Annotated in this window: 20 protein-coding genes; 9 read left to right on the top strand and 11 right to left on the bottom strand. The window is 61.8% G+C overall.

Translation table 11 applies throughout. From position 1 onward, the window contains the following. Positions 1 to 64: 64 nt before the first annotated feature. The 4 genes from M5G18_RS21380 to M5G18_RS21365 all read right to left on the bottom strand — a co-directional run bounded on the left by M5G18_RS21380 (position 65) and on the right by M5G18_RS21365 (position 4,910). Positions 65 to 2,062: an acyltransferase family protein gene (locus tag M5G18_RS21380; RefSeq protein ID WP_273896099.1), complete on the bottom strand. Its 1,998-nt coding sequence runs from the start codon at positions 2,060 to 2,062 to the stop codon at positions 65 to 67. Between the two features lie 181 nt (positions 2,063 to 2,243). Further along, the gene (rho, locus tag M5G18_RS21375; RefSeq protein ID WP_007951825.1) at positions 2,244 to 3,503 is read right to left on the bottom strand and encodes a transcription termination factor Rho; all 1,260 of its coding nucleotides are present in this window, start codon (positions 3,501 to 3,503) and stop codon (positions 2,244 to 2,246) included. Between the two features lie 249 nt (positions 3,504 to 3,752). Further along, positions 3,753 to 4,082, bottom strand: a complete 330-nt coding sequence (trxA, locus tag M5G18_RS21370; protein ID WP_003206727.1) for a thioredoxin TrxA — start codon at positions 4,080 to 4,082, stop codon at positions 3,753 to 3,755. Between the two features lie 120 nt (positions 4,083 to 4,202). Further along, positions 4,203 to 4,910, bottom strand: coding sequence for a FadR/GntR family transcriptional regulator (locus M5G18_RS21365; RefSeq protein WP_273896098.1), 708 nt, complete (start codon positions 4,908 to 4,910; stop codon positions 4,203 to 4,205). A 256-nt stretch (positions 4,911 to 5,166) separates the two neighbouring features. Here M5G18_RS21365 and M5G18_RS21360 point away from each other — a divergent pair, with 256 nt between their 5' ends. The 5 genes from M5G18_RS21360 to ppx all read left to right on the top strand — a co-directional run bounded on the left by M5G18_RS21360 (position 5,167) and on the right by ppx (position 9,768). Further along, positions 5,167 to 5,952 carry a transporter substrate-binding domain-containing protein gene (locus M5G18_RS21360; protein WP_273896097.1) on the top strand — a complete coding sequence of 262 codons (786 nt, stop codon included), beginning with the start codon at positions 5,167 to 5,169 and terminating at the stop codon, positions 5,950 to 5,952. Positions 5,953 to 5,973: 21 nt separating this feature from the next. After that, the gene (locus M5G18_RS21355; RefSeq protein ID WP_273896096.1) at positions 5,974 to 6,654 is read left to right on the top strand and encodes an amino acid ABC transporter permease; all 681 of its coding nucleotides are present in this window, start codon (positions 5,974 to 5,976) and stop codon (positions 6,652 to 6,654) included. Next, positions 6,651 to 7,301 carry an amino acid ABC transporter permease gene (locus M5G18_RS21350; protein ID WP_007951832.1) on the top strand — a complete coding sequence of 217 codons (651 nt, stop codon included), beginning with the start codon at positions 6,651 to 6,653 and terminating at the stop codon, positions 7,299 to 7,301. Before M5G18_RS21355 ends, M5G18_RS21350 begins: the two co-directional genes overlap by 4 nt. Beyond that, positions 7,288 to 8,025, top strand: coding sequence for an amino acid ABC transporter ATP-binding protein (locus tag M5G18_RS21345; protein WP_273896095.1), 738 nt, complete (start codon positions 7,288 to 7,290; stop codon positions 8,023 to 8,025). The genes M5G18_RS21350 and M5G18_RS21345 overlap by 14 nt, the downstream gene beginning before the upstream one ends. A 240-nt stretch (positions 8,026 to 8,265) precedes the next feature. Next, entirely contained in the window at positions 8,266 to 9,768 is a 1,503-nt protein-coding gene (ppx, locus tag M5G18_RS21340) for an exopolyphosphatase (RefSeq protein WP_273896094.1), read from the top strand. 274 nt (positions 9,769 to 10,042) lie between these two features. Here the strand turns inward: ppx and ppk1 are convergent, their stop codons facing one another. Together ppk1 and hemB are read right to left on the bottom strand one after the other, a co-directional pair. Then, the gene (gene ppk1 / locus M5G18_RS21335; RefSeq protein ID WP_179693322.1) at positions 10,043 to 12,268 is read right to left on the bottom strand and encodes a polyphosphate kinase 1; all 2,226 of its coding nucleotides are present in this window, start codon (positions 12,266 to 12,268) and stop codon (positions 10,043 to 10,045) included. Positions 12,269 to 12,286: 18 nt separating this feature from the next. Continuing rightward, complete coding sequence (gene hemB / locus M5G18_RS21330; RefSeq protein WP_007951836.1) at positions 12,287 to 13,300, bottom strand: porphobilinogen synthase; 1,014 nt, start codon at positions 13,298 to 13,300, stop codon at positions 12,287 to 12,289. Positions 13,301 to 13,508: 208 nt separating this feature from the next. Here hemB and M5G18_RS21325 point away from each other — a divergent pair, with 208 nt between their 5' ends. Continuing rightward, positions 13,509 to 14,165 carry a DedA family protein gene (locus tag M5G18_RS21325; protein ID WP_085606041.1) on the top strand — a complete coding sequence of 219 codons (657 nt, stop codon included), beginning with the start codon at positions 13,509 to 13,511 and terminating at the stop codon, positions 14,163 to 14,165. On the opposite strand, the gene M5G18_RS21320 is transcribed toward M5G18_RS21325, so the two are convergent. Next, on the bottom strand, positions 14,146 to 15,381 hold the full coding sequence (locus tag M5G18_RS21320; protein ID WP_273896093.1) for a sterol desaturase family protein: 1,236 nt from the start codon (positions 15,379 to 15,381) through the stop codon (positions 14,146 to 14,148). The genes M5G18_RS21325 and M5G18_RS21320 overlap by 20 nt on opposite strands. Positions 15,382 to 15,497: 116 nt before the next feature. On the opposite strand from M5G18_RS21320, the gene elbB reads away from it, so the two are divergent. Continuing rightward, positions 15,498 to 16,166 carry an isoprenoid biosynthesis glyoxalase ElbB gene (gene elbB, locus M5G18_RS21315; protein WP_085606045.1) on the top strand — a complete coding sequence of 223 codons (669 nt, stop codon included), beginning with the start codon at positions 15,498 to 15,500 and terminating at the stop codon, positions 16,164 to 16,166. A gap of 130 nt (positions 16,167 to 16,296) precedes the next feature. Here the strand turns inward: elbB and M5G18_RS21310 are convergent, their stop codons facing one another. From M5G18_RS21310 to M5G18_RS21295, 4 genes are all read right to left on the bottom strand, one after another. After that, a complete protein-coding gene (locus M5G18_RS21310; RefSeq protein ID WP_273896345.1) occupies positions 16,297 to 16,752 on the bottom strand; it encodes a YaiI/YqxD family protein in 456 nt (151 codons plus the stop codon). 4 nt (positions 16,753 to 16,756) lie between these two features. Next, the gene (locus M5G18_RS21305) at positions 16,757 to 18,652 is read right to left on the bottom strand and encodes an FTR1 family protein (RefSeq protein ID WP_273896092.1); all 1,896 of its coding nucleotides are present in this window, start codon (positions 18,650 to 18,652) and stop codon (positions 16,757 to 16,759) included. A gap of 86 nt (positions 18,653 to 18,738) precedes the next feature. Beyond that, complete coding sequence (locus M5G18_RS21300) at positions 18,739 to 19,638, bottom strand: LysR family transcriptional regulator (RefSeq protein ID WP_273896091.1); 900 nt, start codon at positions 19,636 to 19,638, stop codon at positions 18,739 to 18,741. An 8-nt stretch (positions 19,639 to 19,646) separates the two neighbouring features. Continuing rightward, positions 19,647 to 20,366, bottom strand: coding sequence for a cysteine hydrolase family protein (locus M5G18_RS21295; RefSeq protein ID WP_273896090.1), 720 nt, complete (start codon positions 20,364 to 20,366; stop codon positions 19,647 to 19,649). Between the two features lie 201 nt (positions 20,367 to 20,567). On the opposite strand from M5G18_RS21295, the gene M5G18_RS21290 reads away from it, so the two are divergent. Together M5G18_RS21290 and M5G18_RS21285 are read left to right on the top strand one after the other, a co-directional pair. Then, entirely contained in the window at positions 20,568 to 21,941 is a 1,374-nt protein-coding gene (locus M5G18_RS21290) for a COG3014 family protein (protein ID WP_273896089.1), read from the top strand. A gap of 203 nt (positions 21,942 to 22,144) precedes the next feature. Continuing rightward, positions 22,145 to 23,539 (top strand): COG3014 family protein, encoded by a 1,395-nt coding sequence (locus M5G18_RS21285; RefSeq protein ID WP_273896088.1) that lies wholly within the window; start codon positions 22,145 to 22,147, stop codon positions 23,537 to 23,539.

The raw sequence follows: 23,539 nt of genomic DNA, 5'->3' as shown, positions 1-23,539 counted from the left end.
ATGGCACCCTCAAAATAGGCGTACATCCTACCTGCTATGCCGGTCGCTGGCAGCCCGTCACTGCTTACTTGGCTGCATTCGCCTGACCTTTTCCAAGATCTGCCCTCGCCTGCAGGCCGACAAACAGCGGTTCTAGGATCGGCGCCACGAAGCGCGCACCGACTTCCGACAGGTGATTGTCATCGGTGTACAGCGAGTAACCACCGAGCTCGGCACGGCACAGGCCGCTTTCATCGCACAGCTTCGGCGCGGGATCGACCACGCGCACCGCCGGGTCTTTGGCCAGATCGGCGAACAGCTGGCTGATGAAAACCTGGCGCTTTTGGTGTTCGACGACATTCAGCCCGACGTCATCCACCGGGCGATCCAGCATCGCCAGCCGCGTCAGTCGGTACGGCGGACTGAAAGCCTGCAACGGCGCTTCTTTCACCAGCCAGACCCGATGCCCGCCTGCCCGCAACTGCGCCACCCGCGCGCGCAGGCCATCAGCCAGGCGCTGCTCGGCAGCGGCGCGGTCATACTTGCCGTCGGGCGTTCTGAGCACATGCCCGAGGTCACCTTTGGCATCGCCATACAGATAGAGACTCCAACGCGCAACCAACACCACATCACTGACGCGCTGCGCGCTCAAGCCCTGTTCGACCCGCCGATTGAAGCGCGCACAAACGCCGTCATGCTCAAGCCCGTCCACCGGAATGCAACCTGGAGAGCTGGCGAGGATCACACTGACGCCGTGGGCTTTCGCGCCATCGTCAAACACCGGAATCAGCGCCGTGGCATGGCTGTCGCCCCATACCATTGCCTGGGTCGGCCGGTTTTCCACGCCGTAATGACAGAACAGCTTGTCGTCTGAAGTCTTGTCGTCCGCCAGGCACGCCATCAACTCCGGCCGCCACTCGCGGCCCTTGGCGTATTGCAGCGCCTGATCGGACAACCGCCACGGCAGGCCATCGGTCCAGCGCAGGGTTTGTCCGGCCAGCCCGAGTACCAGCACACCGAAAGCACCGGCCAGGAGAATCTGTCGACGCCCGGCCAACACGCGCCGCTCGCGAAACGGCGTCTCGACGAATTTCCATGACAGATAACCCAGCACCAGTGTCAGCAGGATCAGCCCGGCGCTGTCGAAAGCGCCTGGCTCCTCGACGCTGGCGTAGCTGGAAAACACGAACACCGGCCAGTGCCACAAATACCAGGAATAGGAAATCAGGCCGAACCCGACCATGACCCGGCTGCTCAACAATTGACCCACCCAGGTCTGGCGATGACCGTTGGCCAGGATCAGCAGCACGACGCCAAGCACTGGCAGCAACGCGGCCGCACCGGGAAACGGCGTGCGCTTGTCGAAACCGAACACCGCCAACAGAATCAGGCCTATTCCGAACAGGCTCAACAGTTGCGCCGCCATCGGTTTGAGACGCCAGGCCTGTTTCGGCGCGATCGCCAGCATCGCACCGGCCAACAGCTCCCATGCGCGCATCGGCAACAGAAAGAAGGCTTTTTCCGGATGGTGCTGAACCGCCCAGACGCTCAATCCGAACGAAACGAGCAGTACGCCGAACAGCGCCAGCCGCCAGTGTTTCAAGCGGCTCGACATCAGGGTCAGCAACAGCGGGAAAACGATGTAGAACTGTTCCTCCACCGCCAGCGACCAGGTGTGCAACAGCGGTTTGAGATCCGAGGCAACATCGAAGTATCCATCCTGGCGCATGAACAGGATGTTGGAAACGAACAGCACCTGATAGCGCACCGAACGCCCGAGCTCTTCATAGTCCTTGGGCGCCATCAGGAACCAGCCCACCGCCAGCACCGCGATGATCATCGCAAACAGCGCCGGCAGAATCCGCCGCGCACGCCGCGACCAGAACTCGACAAAACTGAACCGGCCAGCCTGGCGCTGATTCCAGATGATCGAGGTGATGAGGTAACCGGAGATCACGAAAAACACGTCTACACCGACAAAACCGCCGGTGAACCCAGGGACGCCAAAATGGAACAGCACCACGGCAATTACCGCGACTGCCCGCAAGCCGTCGATATCCCTTCGATAAGCGAGTGTGCTCATAAATCTTTAATGCCAAATCAGGTGGTTGTTTTTTGTACAGCCTGCCCATCACGAGCGCTGTTTCTTGTTGTGCCAACCCACTGACCTTAGCTGATCGAAAACCTCCCATTATTTGTACAAAAAACAGGCAAAAAAAATGGCGCCCCCTGAGGGACGCCATTTTCTGAATCAACCGACGATGTTACTTGCGCTTCATCGACAGGAAGAATTCGTCGTTGGTCTTGGTCGTTTTCAGCTTGTCGACCAGGAACTCGATGGCCGCGACTTCGTCCATCGGGTGCAGCAGTTTGCGCAGGATCCACATACGCTGCAGTTCGTCGTCGGCGGTCAGCAGCTCTTCGCGACGGGTACCGGACTTGTTGATGTTGATGGCCGGGAACACACGCTTCTCGGCGATACGACGGTCCAGTGGCAGCTCCATGTTGCCGGTGCCCTTGAACTCTTCGTAGATCACTTCGTCCATCTTCGAGCCGGTTTCAACCAGCGCGGTGGCGATGATGGTCAGCGAGCCGCCTTCTTCGATGTTGCGCGCGGCGCCGAAGAAACGCTTCGGTTTCTCCAGGGCGTGGGCATCGACACCACCGGTCAGCACCTTGCCGGAGCTCGGGATCACGGTGTTGTAGGCACGGGCCAGACGAGTGATGGAGTCGAGCAGGATCACCACGTCCTTCTTGTGTTCGACCAGGCGCTTGGCCTTCTCGATCACCATTTCGGCCACTTGCACGTGACGGGTCGGCGGCTCGTCGAAGGTCGAGGCAACCACTTCGCCGCGCACGGTGCGCTGCATTTCGGTCACTTCTTCCGGACGTTCGTCGATCAACAGCACGATCAGGTGAACTTCAGGGTTGTTACGGGCGATGTTCGCTGCGATGTTCTGCAGCATGATCGTTTTACCGGCTTTCGGCGGTGCAACGATCAGACCGCGCTGGCCTTTGCCGATCGGGGCGCACAGGTCGATCACACGACCGGTCAGGTCTTCGGTGGAACCGTTGCCGGCTTCCATCTTCATGCGCACGTTCGGGAACAGCGGGGTCAGGTTCTCGAAGAGAATCTTGTTCTTTGCGTTCTCAGGACGATCGAAGTTGATCGTGTCGACCTTGAGCAGGGCGAAATAACGCTCGCCTTCCTTCGGAGGGCGGATCTTGCCAACGATGGTGTCACCGGTGCGCAAGTTGAAACGGCGGATCTGGCTCGGCGAGACGTAGATGTCGTCAGGACCGGCGAGGTAGGAAGCGTCAGCGGAGCGCAGGAAGCCGAAGCCGTCCTGGAGAATCTCCAGCACGCCATCACCGGAGATTTCCTCACCGCTTTTAGCGTGCTTTTTCAGCAGGGAGAAAATCACGTCCTGCTTGCGCGAACGGGCCATATTTTCTATGCCCATCTGTTCGGCCAATTCGAGCAGTTCGGTAATCGGCTTTTGCTTGAGTTCAGTCAGATTCATATAGGAATGACGTAATCATTTATGGAGGGGGGAAATTAAGCTTTTGGCTTAATGAGGCCGCGCCGCGGAGAAGGCGACAGGATCGCGTACTTATTCGAAAAGGAGTGCGTCGGCGACGGCTAGCAGGGGGCAGTGGAGAAACCAGTGCGGGGCCGAATGTATCACCTGAGTTTCGGAGCGTCTAGCCCTGAATACGCAAAAAGCCCCGCAATTTGCGGGGCTTTTTGAGGACAATCTTTACCGCGACGCTTAGATGTTGGCGTCGAGGAAAGCAGCCAGTTGCGACTTCGACAGAGCGCCGACCTTGGTCGCTTCCACGTTGCCGTTCTTGAACAGCATCAGGGTCGGAATACCACGTACGCCGTGCTTGGCAGGGGTTTCCTGGTTTTCGTCGATGTTCAGTTTGGCAACGGTCAGCTTGCCTTTGTAAGTCTCTGCAATCTCGTCCAGAACCGGAGCGATCATTTTGCAAGGGCCGCACCATTCAGCCCAGTAGTCGACCAGGACAGCGCCTTCGGCCTTGAGTACGTCGGCTTCGAAGCTAGCGTCGCTAACGTGTTTGATCAGATCGCTGCTCATGGAATTCTCCAGGTTGTAAGCAAAAAAACGTGGCCCATCATAGCCGCCCTTCCCTTGTTCAGGAAGCCGCAGATGATTGAGTCTTGCTATGGCACTCGATGAGTTTGGGTATAGCTCAAGTCACGCGCTGGCGGGGGCGATGAACGATATTCCGGTGCGCAGCGCCGCGTTGCGCACGTGTTCCTGCATGGCTTTCTGCGCGGCGGCGGAGGCCCGGCGAGCCAGGGCGCGGAGGATCTTGCGGTGTTCCTGCCAGGTTTCCATGGCCCGCTCGGCGCGGATGAACGGTAGTTTCTGGCTCTCCAGAAAGATGTCGGCGCTGGCGGTGAGGATGCTCAGCATCGCCTGATTGCCGCTGGCCAGCAGAATCCGCCGGTGGAATTCGAAATCCAGTTTCGCCGCCGCCTCGAAGTCGCCGGCGCGCAGTTGCTCGCGCATGGCCGCGACGTTGTCGTCCAGTTCGTCCAGATCAAACGTGCTCAACGTCACCGCCGCCAAACCGGCCGCGAACCCTTCCAGCGCGTAGCGCAACTGAAAGATTTCCAGCGGCGAAGCCTGGGCGGCAAACGGCCAGGCCGGAGCGCCCTCGCCGCGCGGCAATTCCACCGGCGCCTGCACGAACACGCCCTTGCCCGGCTGAATGCTGACCACACCCAGCGCGCTCAAGGACGACAACGCCTCACGCAACGACGCGCGGCTGACGCCCAGCTGAACCGCCAGATCCCGTTGCGAAGGCAGCGCATCGCCGGGGCCGAAGCCCTGCTCGGTAATCAGTTTGCGGATCGCTTGCAGCGCCACTTCGGGTACGGCGCGGGAGATCGAGTTCATGGTTTTCCAGACGGACCAGGCCAAGGTGCGGCCAGTTGTAATGCTATTCGAGGCATCAGGCAAGTCGTGCCCCAGCGGGGTTCGACGGTGCGCGTCGATGCGCTATCGCAGTGCGAAACCCGACCTGACTGTTCAGACCAGTAAGACCGAAAAAACCCGCTAAACCCGTGGCTTTGCGGGGTCGAACCGCTGTCTTGGCACGGCCCATGCTCTGTCCGATCGCAGAATTCACTTCCCGCCGATCCGGAGATTGTCCATGACGAAGCGTTACAGCGCCCTCCTCGCCGCCCTGTTTGCCGGTCTGATGCTGAGCCAGGCCCCCGCCCATGCCGACGGTCTGGACGACGTGGTCAAACGCGGCACCCTGAAAGTCGCCGTGCCTCAGGACTTCCCGCCGTTCGGTTCGGTCGGCCCGGACATGAAGCCGCGCGGCCTCGATATCGACACCGCGAAACTGCTGGCCGAGCAGCTCAAGGTCAAACTCGAACTGACCCCGGTCAACAGCACCAACCGCATCCCGTTCCTCACCACTGGCAAGGTCGATCTGGTGATTTCCAGCCTCGGCAAAAACCCCGAGCGCGAGAAGGTCATCGATTTCTCCCGCGCCTACGCGCCGTTCTACCTCGCCGTGTTCGGCCCGCCGGACGCAGCCGTCAGCACCTTCGACGACCTCAAGGGCAAGACCATCAGCGTCACCCGTGGCGCCATCGAAGACATCGAGCTGACCAAGGTCGCTCCCGAAGGCGTGACCATCAAGCGCTTCGAAGACAACAACTCGACCATCGCCGCCTACCTCGCAGGCCAGGTCGACCTGATCGCCAGCGGCAACGTGGTGATGGTCGCGATCAGTGAAAAGAACCCGAAACGCGTCCCCGCGCTGAAAGTGAAGCTCAAGGATTCGCCGGTCTACGTCGGCGTGAACAAGAACGAGCCGGCGCTGCTGGGCAAGGTCAACGAGATCCTGGCCACCGCCAAGGCTGACGGCGCACTGGAAAAGAACGCGCAGACCTGGCTCAAAGAGCCGCTGCCGGCCGACCTCTGACCGGCGCCGCGGGAGACTTTCATGGCCTATCAGTTCGATTTCTTGCCGGTGGTGGAAAACACCGACCTGCTGCTGCGCGGGGCGTTGTTCACCCTTGAGCTGACGGCCATCGGCGCGCTGCTCGGGGTTGGCGTGGGCATCGTCGGGGCGCTGGTGCGGGCGTGGAACATCCGCCCGTTCTCGACGATCTTCGGCGTTTATGTGGAGTTGATTCGCAACACGCCATTTCTGGTGCAACTGTTCTTCATCTTCTTCGGCCTGCCGTCCCTCGGCATGCAGATTTCCGAGTGGCAGGCGGCGGTGCTGGCGATGGTGATCAACCTCGGTGCGTATTCGACCGAGATCATCCGCGCCGGCATCCAGGCGATTCCGCGCGGGCAGCTGGAAGCCGCGGCGGCATTGGCGATGAGCCGTTTCGAAGCGTTCCGCTACGTGGTGCTGCTGCCGGCGCTGGGCAAGGTCTGGCCGGCGCTGAGCAGCCAGATCATCATCGTCATGCTCGGCTCGGCGGTGTGTTCGCAGATTGCCACCGAGGAGTTGAGCTTTGCCGCCAACTTCATTCAGTCGCGCAACTTCCGCGCCTTTGAAACCTACGCCCTGACCACCCTCATTTATCTGTGCATGGCGCTGCTGATCCGTCAGTTGCTGAACTGGCTCGGTCGGCGCTACCTGTCGAAAAGCAGCGCAAGGAGCAGCCAATGAGCGATTTCACGTTCTGGGACATCCTGCGCAACCTGCTCACCGGCCTGCAATGGACGCTGGCGTTGTCGCTGGTGGCATTCATAGGCGGCGGGATCGTCGGGTTGCTGATCCTGATCATGCGCATTTCGAAAAACCCGCTGCCCAGCAGCATCGCCCGCACCTGGATCGAACTGTTCCAGGGCACCCCGCTATTGATGCAGCTGTTTTTGGTGTTCTTCGGCGTGGCGCTGGCCGGGGTGGAGATTTCGCCGTGGATGGCAGCGGCGATTGCCCTGACGCTGTTCACCAGCGCCTACCTGGCAGAGATCTGGCGCGGCTGCGTCGAGGCGATTCCCAATGGTCAGTGGGAGGCTTCGTCGAGCCTGGCGCTGAATCCGCTGGAGCAACTGCGCTACGTGATCTTGCCGCAAGCGCTGCGCATCGCCGTGGCGCCGACCGTGGGCTTCTCGGTGCAAGTGGTCAAAGGCACCGCCGTGACCTCGATCATCGGCTTCACCGAACTGACCAAGACCGGCGGCATGCTCGCCAACGCCACCTTCGAACCGTTCATGGTCTACGGCCTCGTTGCCCTGGGCTACTTCCTGCTCTGCTACCCCCTGTCCCTCAGTGCGCGCTACCTGGAAAGGAGACTGCATGCCTCTGCTTAGAATTTCCGCCCTGCATAAATACTACGGCGATCACCACGTACTCAAAGGCATCGACCTCAGCGTCGAGGAAGGCCAGGTCGTGGCGATCATCGGCCGCAGCGGCTCGGGCAAATCCACCCTGCTGCGCACCCTCAATGGCCTGGAGTCGATCAACGACGGCGTGATCGAAGTCGATGGCGAATACCTCGACGCCGCCCGCGCCGATCTGCGCAGCCTGCGGCAGAAAGTCGGGATGGTGTTTCAGCAGTTCAACCTGTTCCCGCACCTGACGGTCGGCGAAAACGTGATGCTCGCACCGCAGGTGGTGCAGAAAGTGCCCAAGGCCAAGGCGCAAGAGCTGGCGCGGCAGATGCTCGAACGTGTCGGTCTGGGCGAGAAGTTCGATGCGTTCCCGGAGCGCCTCTCGGGTGGCCAGCAACAACGGGTGGCGATTGCCCGGGCGCTGGCGATGTCGCCGAAAGTGTTGCTGTGCGACGAGATCACCTCGGCGCTGGACCCGGAGCTGGTCAACGAAGTGCTCAGCGTGGTCCGCCAGCTCGCGAAGGAAGGCATGACCCTGATCATGGTCACCCACGAAATGCGCTTCGCCCGGGAGGTCGGGGACAAGCTGGTGTTCATGCACCAGGGCAAGGTGCACGAGGTGGGGGACCCGAAAGAGCTGTTTGCCGATCCGCAGACGCCGGAGCTGGCGAATTTCATTGGCACGGTTGAAGCGACTGCCTGAAAGCTCTGAGTGGTACTGATCGTTCCCATGCTCTGCGTGGGAATGCCTCAATGGACGCTCTGCGTCCGCTTTTGGGACGCGGAGCGTCCCGGGCTGCATTCCCACGCGGAGCGTGGGAACGATCGGCGTCCGCAGTGAGCTGAGACTTTATGCGCTGAATCAAGGGTTTGAACCATGCGCGTTGGCGGCAGCGTTTGATCGTGGCACGATGTCGGGGTTATCGACCGAGACCCCCAGACCATGCCGCAATCCCAAGCCAAGAATCTGTCCCTGATCGCCGCGATCGACCTGGGCTCCAACAGCTTCCATATGGTCGTGGCCAAGGCCCAGAACGGCGAAATCCGTATTCTCGAACGGCTCGGTGAAAAGGTTCAGCTGGCCGCCGGCATCGACGATGAGCGTCAGCTCAACGAAGAATCCATGCAGCGCGGGCTCGACTGCCTCAAGCGCTTTGCCCAACTGATCAACGGCATGCCGCTGGGCGCCGTGCGGATCGTCGGCACCAACGCCCTGCGCGAGGCGCGCAACCGTGGCGAATTCATCCGCCGCGCCGAAGAAATCCTCGGCCATCCGGTGGAAGTCATCTCCGGCCGTGAAGAGGCGCGCCTGATCTACCTCGGCGTGTCCCACACCCTCGCCGACACCCCGGGCAAACGCCTGGTCGCCGACATCGGCGGCGGCAGTACCGAATTCATCATCGGCCAGCGTTTCGAACCGCTGCTGCGCGAAAGCCTGCAAATGGGCTGCGTGAGTTTCACCCAGCGCTATTTCAAGGACGGCAAGATCACCCCGGCCCGCTACGCCCAGGCATACACAGCGGCGCGGCTGGAAATCATGAGCATCGAACACGCCCTGCACCGCCTGACCTGGGATGAAGCCATCGGCTCCTCGGGCACCATCCGCGCCATCGGCCTGGCGCTGAAGGCCGGCGGTCACGGCACCGGCGAAGTGAATGCTGAAGGTCTGGCGTGGCTCAAGCGCCGCCTGTTCAAACTCGGCGATGTCGACAAGATCGATTTCGAAGGCATCAAGCCGGATCGCCGGGCGATCTTCCCGGCAGGTCTGGCGATTCTCGAAGCAATCTTCGACGCCCTCGAGCTGCAACGCATGGATCACTGCGAAGGCGCGCTGCGTGAAGGCGTGCTGTATGACCTGCTGGGCCGGCATCACCACGAAGACGTGCGCGAACGCACCCTGACCTCGCTGATGGAGCGCTACCACGTCGATCTGGAACAGGCCGCCCGGGTCGAACGCAAAGCCTTGCACGCCTTCGATCAAGTGGCCGTGGATTGGGAGCTGGACGACGGTATCTGGCGGGAACTGCTGGGCTGGGCGGCGAAAGTGCACGAAGTCGGGCTCGACATCGCCCACTATCACTACCACAAGCACGGCGCCTACCTGATCGAGCACTCTGACCTCGCCGGGTTCTCCCGCGAAGACCAGCAAATGCTCGCCCTGCTGGTGCGCGGCCACCGTCGCAACATCCCCAAAGACAAGTTCGCCGAGTTCGGCGACGAGGGCGACAAGCTGATCCGCCTGTGCGTGCTGCTGCGTTTCGCCATCCTGTTCCACCACATCCGCGGCACCCAGGCGATGCCGCAGGTTGCGCTGCATGCCAATGGCAACAACCTCGACGTGGAATTCCCGGAGAACTGGCTGGATGAAAACCAGCTGACACAAGCCGACTTTGGCCTTGAGGCCGAGTGGCTGACGCGGGTGGGGGTTGTTCTGACTGTGCATTGAGAAACAGGCAGGCATAAAAAAGGCGATCCGGATGGATCGCCTTTTTGTTTCAGGCTTGGGATTTTTAGCGTGATTGAGATCGCCACCCCCTCACCCCAACCCTCTCCCCCAGGGGGGGCGAGGGAGAAAGGGAGCCGATCTTCATGCTTTTCCAGACCTGAGTTCGACTCGACATGTCAGGTCGATGTACCTCGAACATCCAACTCGGTCAGTCCCCTCTCCCTCCGGGAGAGGGTTAGGGTGAGGGGCTTTTCTGCTTTTCGCTTTTAAGCGCTTAGCTGCTCACCGGCAGAATCGGGCTACCCAACCGCTCCAGCAACGTCGCCTGCGCACTGCGCGGGTTCTGGTTGCCGGTCGGCGTGTTGCGGATGTAGCGGCCGTCCGATTGCAGGCTCCAGCTGTGGGTGTTGTCGGTCAGGTACAGTTCCAGCTCTTTCTTGACCCGGGTCAGCAGCTTCTTGCCTTCCACCGGAAAGCAGGTCTCGACGCGCTTGTCGAGGTTGCGCTCCATCCAGTCGGCGCTGGACAGGAACATCTGCTCCTCGCCACCGTTCAGGAAGTAGAACACCCGGGTGTGCTCGAGGAAGCGACCGATGATCGAGCGCACGTGGATGTTGTGCGAAACCCCGGCGATGCCCGGACGCAGGCAGCACATGCCGCGTACCACCAGATCGATGCGCACGCCGGACTGGCTGGCCTTGTACAGCGCGCGGATGATCTTCGGATCGGTCAGCGAGTTGAACTTGGCGATGATGTGCGCCGGCTTGCCGTCGAGCGCGAATTGCGTCTCGCGCAGGATCATGTCGAGCATGCCCTTCTTCAGGGTGAACGGCGCATGCAGCAACTTCTTCATGCGCAACGTTTTACCCATGCCGATCAACTGACTGAACAGTTTGCCGACGTCTTCGCACAAGGCATCGTCGGAGGTCAGCAGGCTGTAGTCGGTGTACAGACGGGCGTTGCCGGCGTGGTAGTTACCGGTGCCGAGGTGCGCATAACGCACGATCTCGCCGGCTTCGCGGCGCAGGATCAGCATCATCTTGGCGTGGGTCTTGAAGCCGACCACGCCGTAAATCACCACCGCGCCCGCCGCTTGCAGACGGCTGGCCAGTTGCAGGTTGGATTCTTCGTCGAACCGCGCACGCAGCTCGATGACCGCCGTCACTTCCTTGCCGTTACGCGCGGCGTCCACCAGCGCATCGACGATTTCCGAGTTGGCACCGGAGCGATAAAGGGTCTGGCGCACGGCCAGAACGTGCGGGTCTTTCGCGGCCTGACGCAGCAGGTCGACCACCGGGGTGAACGACTCGAACGGGTGCAGCAGCAGGATGTCCTGCTTGCTGATCACGCTGAAAATGTTCTCGCTGTTTTGCAGCAGTTTCGGAATCTGCGGCGTGAACGGTGTGTATTGCAGCTCCGGATGGCTGTCCAGACCGGTGATGCTGAACAGACGCGTCAGGTTCACCGGGCCGTTGACCTGATACAGCTCGGTCTCGCTCAGGTTGAACTGCTTGAGCAGGTAGTCCGACAGGTGTTTCGGGCAGGTGTCGGCGACTTCCAGACGTACGGCGTCACCGTAACGGCGGGAGAACAACTCGCCACGCAGGGCGCGGGCCAGGTCTTCGACGTCTTCGGAATCGAGCGCAAGGTCGGCGTTTCGGGTCAGACGGAACTGGTAGCAGCCTTTTACCTTCATGCCCTGGAACAGGTCATCGGCGTGGGCGTGGATCATCGACGACAGGAACACATAGTTGTCGCCAGGGCCGCCGACTTCTTCCGGCACCTTGATGATCCGCGGCAGCAGACGCGGCGCCGGGATGATCGCCAGACCGGAATCGCGACCGAAGGCGTCGATACCTTCGAGCTCGACGATGAAGTTCAGGCTCTTGTTCACCAGCAACGGGAACGGGTGCGTCGGGTCGAGGCCGATCGGGGTGATGATCGGTGCGATCTCGTCGCGGAAATAGCGGCGAACCCAGGTCTTGAGCTTGGCCGTCCAGTTGCGACGACGGATGAAACGCACCTGATGCTTTTCCAGCTCCGGCAGCAGGATGTCGTTGAGGATCGCGTACTGGCGGTCGACGTGACCGTGCACCAGCTCGCTGATGCGGGCCAGGGCCTGATGCGGTTGCAGGCCGTCGGCGCCGGCCTGTTCACGGGCGAAGGTGATTTGTTTCTTGAGGCCGGCGACGCGAATTTCGAAGAATTCGTCGAGGTTGCTGGAGAAGATCAGCAGGAACTTCAGCCGCTCCAGCAACGGATAGGACTCGTCCAGCGCCTGTTCCAGCACGCGGATGTTGAACTGCAGTTGCGACAACTCACGGTGGATGTACAGGCTGCTGTCATCCAGGCCGGGAATCGCGATCGCCGGCGCCGCCGCGGCGGGCTCTGTTGCCGGCGCGGGTGGCGCAGGCTCCAGTTCCGGCGGGGTTTCGGTAATCTGCTCGACCACGGGTTGAGCTTCTTTTACGGCAACTTCAGTGAGTCCTTCGGTATTCATCGAATGTTCCTGGGAGGGCTATTTCTGCTCTCGTAACAATTGAGCGGCACGGACAGCAAAGTAAGTCAGGATGCCATCAGCGCCGGCACGTTTAAAGGCGGTCAGGGATTCGAGGATCACGCCTTCGCTCAACCAGCCATTCTGGATCGCCGCCATGTGCATGGCGTATTCGCCGCTAACCTGATAGACGAAGGTCGGCACTTTGAAGGCATCTTTTACCCGGAACAAAATGTCCAGGTACGGCATGCCGGGTTTGACCATGACCATGTCCGCGCCTTCAGACAAGTCCGCGCCCACTTCGTGCAGCGCTTCGTCGCTGTTGGCCGGGTCCATCTGATAGGAGGCCTTGTTCGCCTTGCCCAGGTTCGCGGCCGAACCCACGGCATCGCGAAACGGGCCGTAATAGGCGCTGGCGTACTTGGCCGAGTAGGCCATGATCCGCACGTTGACGTGACCGGCCAGCTCCAGCGCTTCGCGGATCGCCTGGATGCGGCCGTCCATCATGTCCGACGGGGCAACCACCTGGGCGCCCGCAGCGGCGTGGGACAAGGCTTGCTTGACCAGTGCATCGACGGTGATGTCGTTCTGCACATAGCCTTCTTCATCGAGAATGCCGTCCTGACCGTGAGTGGTGAACGGGTCGAGGGCGACGTCGGTGATCACGCCCAGCTCGGGGAATCGGTCACGCAGGGCACGGGTGGCGCGCTGGGCGATGCCTTCGGGATTCCAGGCTTCGGCGGCATCGAGAGATTTGAGTTCGGGCGGGGTAACCGGAAACAGCGCCAGCGCCGGGATCCCCAGTTCGACCCATTTGGCGGCTTCTTCAAGCAGCAGGTCGATGGTCAGGCGCTCGACGCCCGGCATCGAGGCCACGGCTTCGCGGCGGTTTTCACCGTCGAGCACGAACACCGGCAGGATCAGGTCATCGACCGTCAACACATTCTCACGCACCAGCCGCCGGGAAAAATCATCACGGCGATTGCGACGCAGGCGGGTGGCAGGGAACAGACGGTTGGCTGGGGTAAAGCTCACGGCAGACTCCTGAGCCCGCGCAAACGGGCGAGCGTGACAGTTATAGATGGCCATTATGACCAACGTATTACAGTTATGTGCACCCCTGCGACAGGTAGTCGCTTTCCATTGTCCGTGTAGGAAATGTTCACGTCGAGACACATTTCGACACTTTCCTGAATGTGTCCGAAGGGTTAGGCTGCGCGTTCATTTCGCCAGCACCCAGACAATGCTCCAACAATTTCTGCATGACTTCGGCTACTTTGCCCTGTTTCTCGGCACGTTTTTCGAAGGCGAAACCATCCTGGTGCTCGCGGGCTTCCTCGCGTTCCGTGAATACATGGACATCAAACTGGTGGTGGTCGTGGCGTTCTTCGGCAGCTATGCCGGCGATCAGCTGTGGTACTTCCTGGGCCGCAAGCACGGGCGCAAATTGCTGGCGCGCAAACCGCGCTGGCAGATGATGGGCGACCGCGCGCTGGAACACATCCGCAAGCACCCGGACATCTGGGTCCTGAGCTTTCGCTTCGTGTACGGCCTGCGCACGGTGATGCCGGTGGCGATCGGCCTGTCGGGCTATCCGCCGGGACGTTATCTGCTGCTGAACGGCATCGGCGCTGCGATCTGGGCCACCGCCCTGGCCGCCGCTGCTTACCACTTCGGCGCCGTGCTCGAAGGCATGCTCGGCAGCATCAAGAAGTATGAGTTGTGGGTACTGGGCGCGCTGCTGGTTCTCGGCCTGGGCCTGTGGCTGCGCCGCCGTTTCAAGAATGCCCGGTTGGCGAAAAAGGTCTACGAAGAAGAGCAGGCCGAGCAACTGGCCAAGGCCGAACGGCACAAAGCCGAAATGGCCAAGGCCGCCGACCCTAAGACGCCAGCCGAGTAAGTCGCTGGCGACAGCAATACAGCCCGATGCCGCTGAGCAGGCTGTAACTGAGCAGGCCGACCCACATCCCCGGGCTGGTCGGCCACAGCCCGACCAGCGGCGCCAGCCACACCAGCGGCAGGTTCGATGCCAGCCGCAGCACTTCCAGCTTCCCCGCCCACGGGCGATTCTCCAGGGCCACGCCCAACACGAACAAACCGAACGCCACCGCGCCCCAGCCGAGCAGCAATGCGCCGGTGGGCAGACTGCGTTCCAGATTCAGCAGATAACTGCCCAGCGCCACATACACGCCGAACTGCAACCCCACGTACCACTGCTGACGGCTGTCCAGCGGCACCTCGAATTTGCGGAACTGACTCAGGTCCGGCTTGCTCATCGGGTACTTCGCCGCGACATCCGCCGGACGCCAGCCGGTGCGCATGAACCAGATCCGGATCTTGTCCCACGTGCGCTCGGCCCGGCGCGCGTCATCCCATAACTGCGCGTAGAACTGCAGGTTGGCCCACAACGGATTCCAGCTCGCCAGCGGCGTGGTCACGCCGAAAATCACCGGTTCATTGTCGTCCTCTTCCTGAAACGAGCCGAACAGACGGTCCCAAATAATGAACACCCCGCCGTAGTTGCGATCCATGTAGAGAGCGTTCTGTGCATGGTGGGCCCGATGATTGGACGGCGTGACAAAGCACCACTCGAACCAGCCGAGCCTGGGAATGTGCCGGGTGTGGACCCAGAACTGATAGAGCAGATTCAGCGCCGCGACACTGACGAACACCAGCAGCGGCACCCCGAGTACCGCCATCGGCAGGTAGAAAATCCAGCCCAGCAGAAACCCGGTACTGGTCTGGCGCAAGGCTGTGGAAAGGTTGTAGTCCTCGCTTTGGTGATGCACCGAATGCGCGGCCCAGAGGATGTTGCGTTCATGGCCCATGCGATGCAGCCAGTAATAGCAGAAGTCATACAAGACAAAGGCAAACACCCAGACCCAGACGCTGTCCGCAGGCAACCTGACCAACGCCAGATGCTCCAGGGCAAACGCATAGGTCACCAGGCCCACACCCTTGGTCAACAGGCCAGTGGTGGTCGACAATACCCCGGTGCTGATGCTGTTCACCGCGTCGGCCAGGCGATAGTTACTCACCCCGCGCCAGCGGTCGGCGATGAGCTCCGCCGCCATCAATACGAAGAAAAACGGCACCGCATACAGAATGAAGTTCATGACGCGCCCTGATCGAGATCCGTGTGGACAGATCCTAGGTGTAGCCGCGGCTTCACCCTATGGCAACGAACGACAAATTAGTGGACATTTAACGCCATGAATCTGGAGAGAAACCCATGAGCAAAAAAGTTGCAGTGATCCTGTCCGGTTGCGGCGTGTACGACGGCGCCGAGATCCACGAGAGCGTCATCACCCTGCTGCGCCTCGACCAGCGCGGCGCACAGGTGCAGTGCTTCGCCCCGAACATCGCGCAATTGCATGTGATCAACCACCTGACCGGTGAAGAAATGCCCGAATCGCGCAACGTGCTGGTGGAATCGGCGCGCATCGCCCGGGGCAACGTCAAGGATCTGCGCGAGGCCGATGTCGAGGACTTCGACGCGCTGATCGTGCCCGGCGGTTTCGGTGCGGCGAAGAACCTGTCGAACTTCGCCATCGAAGGCGCCGGCTGCACCGTACAGCCGGAAGTGCTGGCGCTGGCCGAAGCCTTCGCCGAAGCGGGCAAGCCGGTGGGACTGATCTGCATCTCGCCGGCACTGGCCGCGAAGATCTACGGCCCGGGCGTGACCTGCACCATCGGCAACGATGCCGACACGGCCGCTGCCATGAACAAGATGGGCGCCACCCACGAAGACTGCGCGGTGACCGATATCATCGAAGACAAGGCACGCAAACTGGTGACCACCCCGGCGTACATGCTGGCGCAGACGATCAGCGAGGCGGCTTCGGGGATCAACAAGCTGGTGGATCGGGTGCTAGAGCTGACTCACGAAAACGACGCCTGATCTCTTGGTCGAATACAAAACCAATGTGGGAGCGGGCTTGCTCGCGAAGACGTCAGGTCAGACAACTATTCGTTGAATGACACACCGTCTTCGCGAGCAAGCCCGCTCCCACAAGGGATTTGTGTAATGTTCAGGGTTTGCGGGTGAGCTTGGTGAGGATCCGGTCCAACGCATTGGCGAACGCCTGCTTCTCCCGGTCACCAAACGGTGCCGGGCCGCCGCTGACCTGGCCTTGTTCACGCAGGTCGGTGAACAGGTTGCGTGTCGCCAGCCGTTCACCCATGTTCTGCGCGTCGAACTCCTTGCCTCGCGGGTCCAGCGCCGCCACACCCTTCTTCACCAGCCGGTCGGCCAGAGGAATGTCGCTGCAGATCACCAGTTCGCCCGGCACCGCGTGCTCCACCAGATAATCGTCCGCTGCATCCGGGCCGCTCGGCACCACGATCAGCTTGACGATCGCCAGTGCCGGTTTGCTCTGCGGCTGCCCCGCCACCATCACCACTTCGAAGCGGCGCTTGAGGGCGAACTTGACCACCAGCTCCTTGGCCATCTTCGGGCAGGCGTCGGCATCGATCCATACGCGCATCATCTCAAGCAGCCACTCGGCGCTTTTCAGCCACCCAGCTACGACCGTACAGCACGATAATCGCCGCAATCGCCACGGCCTGCGCCGTCAGCGAATAGGCATCGGCGTGAATCCCCAGCCAGTCGAAATCGAAGAACGCCACCGGACGCGTGCCAAAGATCCCGGCTTCCTGCAACGCCTTCACGCCGTGGCCGGCGAATACCACCGACAACGCGCACAGCAGTGCTGCGTTGATGCTGAAGAACAGCGTCAGCGGCAGTTTCGCCGAGCCACGCAGGATCACCCACGCCAGACCGAACAGCAGCACCAGCGCCGTCGCGCCGCCGGCGAGTACAGCGTTATGCCCGGCGGGACCGGCCTGCAGCCACAGGGTTTCGTAGAACAGGATCACTTCGAACAGTTCGCGGTACACCGAGAAGAACGCCAGGATCGCGAAACCGAAACGCCCGCCTCCACCAACCAGACTCTGCTTGATGTAATCCTGCCAGGCCGCCGCGTGCCGACGGTCGTGCATCCACACGCCGAGCCACAACACCATGACACTGGCGAACAGCGCCGTGGCGCCTTCGAGCAATTCACGCTGGGAGCCGCTGACATCGATCACATACGCCGCCAGCGCCCAGGTCCCGAGGCCGGCCAACAGCGCCAGCCCCCAGCCGACGTTGACGCTGCGCACCGCCGATTGCTGGCCGGTGTTGCGCAGGAACGCGAGGATCGCCGCCAGCACCAGAATCGCTTCCAGACCTTCGCGCAGCAGAATCAGCAGCCCGGAGATGTAGCTCAGCGACCAGCTCAGACCATCGCTGCCCAACAGGCCGGCGGATTCCTTGAGTTTGGCCTTGGCCGCGTCCAGACGCTGTTCGGCCTGCTCGACCGGCAAGCCGTCCTGCAGCGATTGCCGATAGGCCATCAGGGATTTTTCGGTGTCCTTGCGCACGTTGGCGTCGACGTTGTCCAGCGAGCTTTCGACCAGTTCGAAGCCTTCCAGATACGCCGCCACCGACAGGTCATAGGCTTGATCGTGTTCACCGGCGCGGTACGCCGCCAGGCTCTTGTCCAGCGTCGCGGCGGTGTAGTCGAGCAACTGCGCCGGACCGCGCTTGACCTGCGGCGGCTGCGCCCGTTGCACACGGAAGATCGCGGCGGCTTCAGGGCCTTCGGCAGCCTGCACTTCGGCCGGGGTCTGGCGGGCCAGGTCGGCGATGTTGTAGGTCTTGTCGGATTTGGCCGTGGCCGGATCGGCGCTGAACTGCGCGATGTAGGTCGCCAGATCCCAGCGCTGACGGTCATCCAGCTGATCGGCGAAGGCTGGCATGTCAGTGCCTTCGACGCCCTGGCCGAGGGTGCTGTAGATCGCGTACAGACTCAGGTGATCCATCCGCGCAGCGTCGCGCAGATTGGCCGGCGCCGGCGTCATGCCGAGACCCGCCGGGCCGTCGCCGGCACCGGTGTCGCCGTGGCACACCGAGCAGTTTTGCGCGTACAGCGGCGCACCACGGGTCGGGTCAGGCGTGATGATCGGGGCCTGGCTGACTTCATAAGCCACCGCCAGTTTCGCCCCCAGTTGCCGGGCCTGACGGGCGACGTCCGCGCCGTCCTGTTTCGTGGTGATCGCGGCGTGCAAGGCGGTGACGCCCTGCTCCAGCGCCGCTTTCTCCGGCTTGGACGGCAGGCCGGCGATCAGCCCTTGCAGCACCTGGGTGAATTCCAGCTGCTCGCGGTATTCGCCGTCGTCGATGACCTTGCCTGCCTGTACCGTTGGCGGGTAATCGGCGCTGATGTAATCGAGCAGGTGCAGCGCTTGCGGCGCGCCTTCCACGGTGTCGGCCAGCAGATTGAAGCTGCTCAGGGCGCACAACGGGAACACCAGCCAGGCCAGAAATCGGGACGCGGCAGTCATGAATGAGTCTCAAATGGAAATGCGAAGTTACATATTGTTCACGTCGAGCGCGTTTCCCTCAAGCTTTCTTGGCGGCCCGACGGGTTTTAGCGCAGAGGTGCACTCGTCTTGCGATAGTGTTCGGCCATGTATTCGACGAACACCTGCACCTTCAGCGCCACATGCCGGGCATGGGGATACAGCGCGTAGTAATGCCGCTGGCCGAGGCTGTAGTTGGGCAGGATCTGCACCAGCCGGCCACGCAACAGATCGTCCTGCACCGTGGCCCGGGTGAACGCGGCAATCCCGACACCGGCCAGCGCCGCCGCATGCAGTGAGCTGATCGAGTCTGCCTTGAACCGCCCCTGGGCGCGCACCGCTGTCGTCAGCCCGCGCGCATCGGTCAGCGACCAGTCGCCACCGCCGGCGAACGCGAGCAATTGATGTTCGGCAAGCTCACTGACCTGGCGCACCAGACCGTGCCGCGCGACGTAGGTCGGCGATGCCACCAGCACCAGCTCGGACACCGTCAGCAGCCGCGCCACCAGGGATGAATCCGCCAGCGGCCCGCAGATGCGCAGCGCGACGTCGAAGCCTTCGGCGATCAGGTCGACAAAACGGTCATCGCAGGACAGATCGACCTCAACCTCGGGATATCGCTGCTGAAACGCCGGCAACCAGCTCGCCAGCTCCAGCGTGCCGATCACCACCGGCGAGCTGATGCGCAACAGTCCACTGGGGGTTTCACGGGCCTGCCCGACCGCCAGCGCGGCCTGATCGAGGCGATCGAGAATGTCCACGCACGCGGCGTAATACTGCTGCCCGGCCGTCGTCAGGCTGAAGCGCCGGGTGTTGCGGTTGATCAGGCGCGTGCTGAGCTCCGCCTCCAGTTGCTGGAGCTGGCGGGAGATCGTCGAATGCGTGGTGTCGAGCCGCTCGGCGGCGGCAGTGAAGCCGCGACACTCGACGATGCAACGGAACGCGCGCATGGCCAACAGCTGATTCATCGAAGCCCTCAGTCGAGTGGCAGGCGAACGATCTGCTGCGTGGTCATGACGTCACCGAAGGTGTCTTCGATTTCGGCCAGCGCCGCGCGGTGCAGGCTGTCCTTGTCGACGGTGTCGCCGTTGACGCGGGTGATCGCCCGGGTCGCCGAAGCGTCGGATGCTACCACGACCTGATAGCCCAACGGCGCCGCGTCCCGGGCACCGCCGGCGACGCAGGCGTGGGTCATCAGCCCGGCGAAAATCACGGTCTTGATGCCGGCCTGCTTGAGCTGCCGATCGAGGTCGGTACTGGCGAAAACGCTGACCGTGGACTTTTGCAGCACGTGATCCTGCGCCCTCGGCTGCATCAGCGGATGAAACTTCACGCCCTCGCCGCCCTGCGCGAACACCGGCGAACCGGCGGGCGCGACGTGCTGGACCTGGAACACCGGGATCTTCACCTGATCGGCAAAGCGGATCAGCTCACGAGCCTTGTTCATGGCCGCGATGCCGTCGGGAATCGGCAGACGCCCGCTGAAGTACTCGTTCTGGAAATCGATCACCACCAGCGCGGTGGTCTTCGGGTCGAGGCGCTCGATCGGCGCCGCGCCGGACAGGGCGCGCAAGGTTGGATGGGTGGACGAATCGGCGGCCGTGCTGGCCATCGCGCTGCTGGCGGCCGCGAGGCCGAGACCGGCGAAAAAGGTTTTGAACAACGAGACAAAACGCGGCGTTTGAGTCAGGGTCATGGTGCGATTCCTGTACAGGTTCTGAAGGTTGGCGCTCAGTCTAGGAAGGCGACTGATCGTCAACAACGGCGGTTCCCGAACATGATCTGTGCACTTTTAGCACCAATCTGATCTGTCAAAAACAGCGCAGCACATGGCCAGCACCCACCCCTATAATGCCCCGACCCCAGCGCCTCTTCGCTCAAGGAAGAACTTGCCTCCATGCGCCACTGCTTGCTGCTCTGCCTGTTGTTCAGCACGTTCCTGCAATTGAGCGGGTGCGCCGCCTACCGCAATTACGATCTGGAAATGCAGCAGACCAATGACCGGTTGATGCTCGGCGACTATCAGGGCGCCCTGGATGTGCTGGAGTGGAACAACCCGTGGGAAGACAAGGACCTGCTCTACTACTTCGAGAAGGGTTCGATTCTCAGCTTCGCCAACGCACGCCCGCAGAGCCAGAAAGCCTGGCGCAGCGCAGACCGGATGGTGTTCCAGCGCGAAGAAGCCGTACCTTCCGCCCCCATGAAGCTGCTCAACCAATTCGCCTATGAAATGGGCACCCTGCTGGTCAACGACAAGCTCAGCCGCTACGAAGGCTACGACTACGAAAAAGTCATGCTGACCACACAGATGGCCCTCAACCAATTGGGCGAAAGTGATTTCGACGGCGCCCGGGCAGACATCAAGAAGACCCACGAACGTGAAGCACTGATCGCCCGCCAGCGGGAGCGCCAGTATGAAGAGCTCGAGGAACAGGCCAAAGCTCAAGGCATCGTCGTGCAATACAAGGATCTGCAGGGCTATCCCGTCACCACCCTGGATGCGCCGGCGGTGATTGAACTGAAGAACGGCTACCAGAGTGCTTTCAGCCATTACCTGGCCGGGTTCACTTATGAAGCGCTGGGTGAACGGGATCTGGCCGCACCGGGTTATCGCCAGGCAATCGAGTTGCGCCCGAATATCCCCTTCCTCGAACAGGCGTTGCGCAATCTCGACAAACCGCCGGCCAAGGAGGATGAAAGCGATGTTCTGATCGTCGTCCAGAGCGGTCTGGCGCCGGCCCGCAGTTCGGTAACGGTGCCGATCCCGGTGCGGCTCAATGAAAACCTGGTCATTATCGCGCCGATCTCGTTTCCCATCCTGGTGCCGGACACCATCACACCGGCGTTCGACCACATCATGGTGGATGGCCGCAAACACCCGCTGACCGTGATCAACAGCGTCACCGACATGGCGTTTCGTACGCTGCGCGATGACATGCCGGCGATCATTTCCCGGGCGATGTTCCGCGCCAACATGGCCGCCACTTCCCAGGCCCAGGAAAACGAACGCAATCCGGCCAAGGCCTCGCTGGTCGTCACCGAGCATGACCCCTTTGAGGAGGCCGACACCCGAACGTGGCGCACGCTCCCCGACAAGACACTGGTGGCACGCATTCGACTGAAGAAAGGCGATCATCGATTCAATGCGCCCAATGCACCCGGAGCGTCATCGGTCACCCTGCGCATCGACCGCGATCACCAGCTGGTCAACCTGCGAGTTCTGAGAGATATCGCCAACGTCATCGGCAATGCCAGACTGCCGGATAAGTAATGGCACCTAACTAACCGGTGCAATTAAAAAGCTATTACATAGCCAGCATCGCCCGCTTATAATGCCGCGCCCCCGCTATCGCGTTGCGGCATTAAAGCTCCTCTTGTTATGAGGAATTGGCAGGAGGCCAGCGCCACTGCCGATCGGTCCCAGCAGCCCGACCCGCACCCGAGGCTGTCGCTACTCATGGAAGAAGTACCCCCATGGCATTTCGCGCCCCCACTCTGATCGCGCTCAGCGCTGTCACCCTGCTGTCCGGCTGCTCGGCGTTTCGCAACTACGATTCCGAACTGGCCCAGACCAACCAGCAACTGGCCACCGGCAACGTCGACGCCGCCCTGACCCTGCTGGAAAAGAACAACACCGGCCCGAACAAGGACCTGCTCTATTACTTCGAGAAGGGTGAACTGCTGCGCGCCAAGGGCGATCTGTCCGGCAGCCAGAATGCCTGGACCAGCGCCGACCAGGTGGTGGGCAAGTGGGAAGATTCGGTCAAGCTCGACACCGACAAGTACCTGGCCCAGTTCGGCAGTTTCCTGGTCAACGACAAGGTGCGCCGCTACGAAGGCTACGACTACGAAAAAGTCATGCTGACCACGCAGATGGCCCTGAACCTGTTGGCGGTCAACGATTTCGATGGCGCCCGCACCGCGATCAAGAAGACGCACGAGCGTGAAGCGGTGATCGCCGACCTGCGCGACAAGGAATACCTCAAGAGCGAAGAGGAAGCCGAGAAAGAAGGCATCAAGACCGAATACAAGGACTTGCAGGGCTACCCGGTCGCCAGCCTCGACGCGCCGGAAGTGGTCGGCCTGAAAAACAGCTACCAGAGTGCGTTCAGCCATTACCTGGCCGGTTTCGTCTATGAAGCCCTGGGCGAGAAAGACCTCGCTGCGCCGGGCTACCGCAAGGCTGCCGAGCTGCGCCCGAACACCCCGCTGCTGGAGCAGGCGCTGGTCAACCTCGACAAGCCGGTAAAGAGCGACGACAGCGACATCCTGATCGTGGTGCAAAGCGGTCTGGCGCCGGCCCGCGATTCGATCCGCGTGCCACTGCCGCTGCCAATCTCCAACAACGTGGTGATCACTCCGCTGTCGTTCCCGATCATCAAACCTGACACCTCCACCGCGACATTCGCGCAGATCGGTGTCGATGGCCAACAGGTCGACCTGACCGCACTGAACAGCACCACCGCCATGTCCCGCCGCGCCCTGCGCGATGACATGCCGGGGATCATCCTGCGCACCACCGTGCGCGCGATCACCAAAGGTGTGGCGCAGAAGAAGATCAACGAAACCAACCCGCTGGCCGGTCTGGCGGTCGGTATTTCTTCAGCTGTGCTCGAAGGTGCCGATACCCGTACGTGGCGCACCCTGCCGGACACCACTCAAGTGGTACGTCTGCGCCTGAAAAAGGGTGAGCACCAGGTTACTCTGCCGAGCGCCGTCGGTGGCTCTCAGGTCAAGGTCACCGTCGATCAGCGTTATCAGGTGATCACCCTGCGCGCCGTCGGCAATCAGGTGTTCGCCGCAGGCCTCGCCGCCCACGTGACCCCGAGCGCTGGCGCCACCGCCGTGGCCAGCCTCAAACAACCTTAA

It is taken from the genome of Pseudomonas aphyarum (assembly GCF_028657055.1).
In the GTDB taxonomy this organism is placed as follows: domain Bacteria; phylum Pseudomonadota; class Gammaproteobacteria; order Pseudomonadales; family Pseudomonadaceae; genus Aquipseudomonas; species Aquipseudomonas aphyarum.
The sequence above is the reverse complement of the archived record's forward strand: the minus strand, read 5'-3'. Positions and strand labels throughout refer to the sequence as shown.

Excerpts from the sequence above, each read along its gene's own strand:
- M5G18_RS21380 (WP_273896099.1), bottom strand. The coding sequence starts at position 2,062 with ATGAGCACACTCGCTTATCGAAGGGATATCGACGGCTTGCGGGCAGTC.
- trxA (WP_003206727.1), bottom strand. The coding sequence starts at position 4,082 with ATGAGCAGCGATCTGATCAAACACGTTAGCGACGCTAGCTTCGAAGCC.
- M5G18_RS21320 (WP_273896093.1), bottom strand. The coding sequence starts at position 15,381 with ATGAACTTCATTCTGTATGCGGTGCCGTTTTTCTTCGTATTGATGGCG.
- M5G18_RS21355 (WP_273896096.1), top strand. The coding sequence starts at position 5,974 with ATGGCCTATCAGTTCGATTTCTTGCCGGTGGTGGAAAACACCGACCTG.
- M5G18_RS21305 (WP_273896092.1), bottom strand. The coding sequence starts at position 18,652 with ATGACTGCCGCGTCCCGATTTCTGGCCTGGCTGGTGTTCCCGTTGTGC.
- ppk1 (WP_179693322.1), bottom strand. The coding sequence starts at position 12,268 with ATGAATACCGAAGGACTCACTGAAGTTGCCGTAAAAGAAGCTCAACCC.
- rho (WP_007951825.1), bottom strand. The coding sequence starts at position 3,503 with ATGAATCTGACTGAACTCAAGCAAAAGCCGATTACCGAACTGCTCGAA.
- M5G18_RS21345 (WP_273896095.1), top strand. The coding sequence starts at position 7,288 with ATGCCTCTGCTTAGAATTTCCGCCCTGCATAAATACTACGGCGATCAC.
- M5G18_RS21350 (WP_007951832.1), top strand. The coding sequence starts at position 6,651 with ATGAGCGATTTCACGTTCTGGGACATCCTGCGCAACCTGCTCACCGGC.
- M5G18_RS21360 (WP_273896097.1), top strand. The coding sequence starts at position 5,167 with ATGACGAAGCGTTACAGCGCCCTCCTCGCCGCCCTGTTTGCCGGTCTG.
- M5G18_RS21290 (WP_273896089.1), top strand. The coding sequence starts at position 20,568 with ATGCGCCACTGCTTGCTGCTCTGCCTGTTGTTCAGCACGTTCCTGCAA.
- M5G18_RS21285 (WP_273896088.1), top strand. The coding sequence starts at position 22,145 with ATGGCATTTCGCGCCCCCACTCTGATCGCGCTCAGCGCTGTCACCCTG.
- ppx (WP_273896094.1), top strand. The coding sequence starts at position 8,266 with ATGCCGCAATCCCAAGCCAAGAATCTGTCCCTGATCGCCGCGATCGAC.
- M5G18_RS21300 (WP_273896091.1), bottom strand. The coding sequence starts at position 19,638 with ATGAATCAGCTGTTGGCCATGCGCGCGTTCCGTTGCATCGTCGAGTGT.
- M5G18_RS21365 (WP_273896098.1), bottom strand. The coding sequence starts at position 4,910 with ATGAACTCGATCTCCCGCGCCGTACCCGAAGTGGCGCTGCAAGCGATC.
- elbB (WP_085606045.1), top strand. The coding sequence starts at position 15,498 with ATGAGCAAAAAAGTTGCAGTGATCCTGTCCGGTTGCGGCGTGTACGAC.
- M5G18_RS21310 (WP_273896345.1), bottom strand. The coding sequence starts at position 16,752 with ATGCGCGTATGGATCGATGCCGACGCCTGCCCGAAGATGGCCAAGGAG.
- M5G18_RS21295 (WP_273896090.1), bottom strand. The coding sequence starts at position 20,366 with ATGACCCTGACTCAAACGCCGCGTTTTGTCTCGTTGTTCAAAACCTTT.
- M5G18_RS21325 (WP_085606041.1), top strand. The coding sequence starts at position 13,509 with ATGCTCCAACAATTTCTGCATGACTTCGGCTACTTTGCCCTGTTTCTC.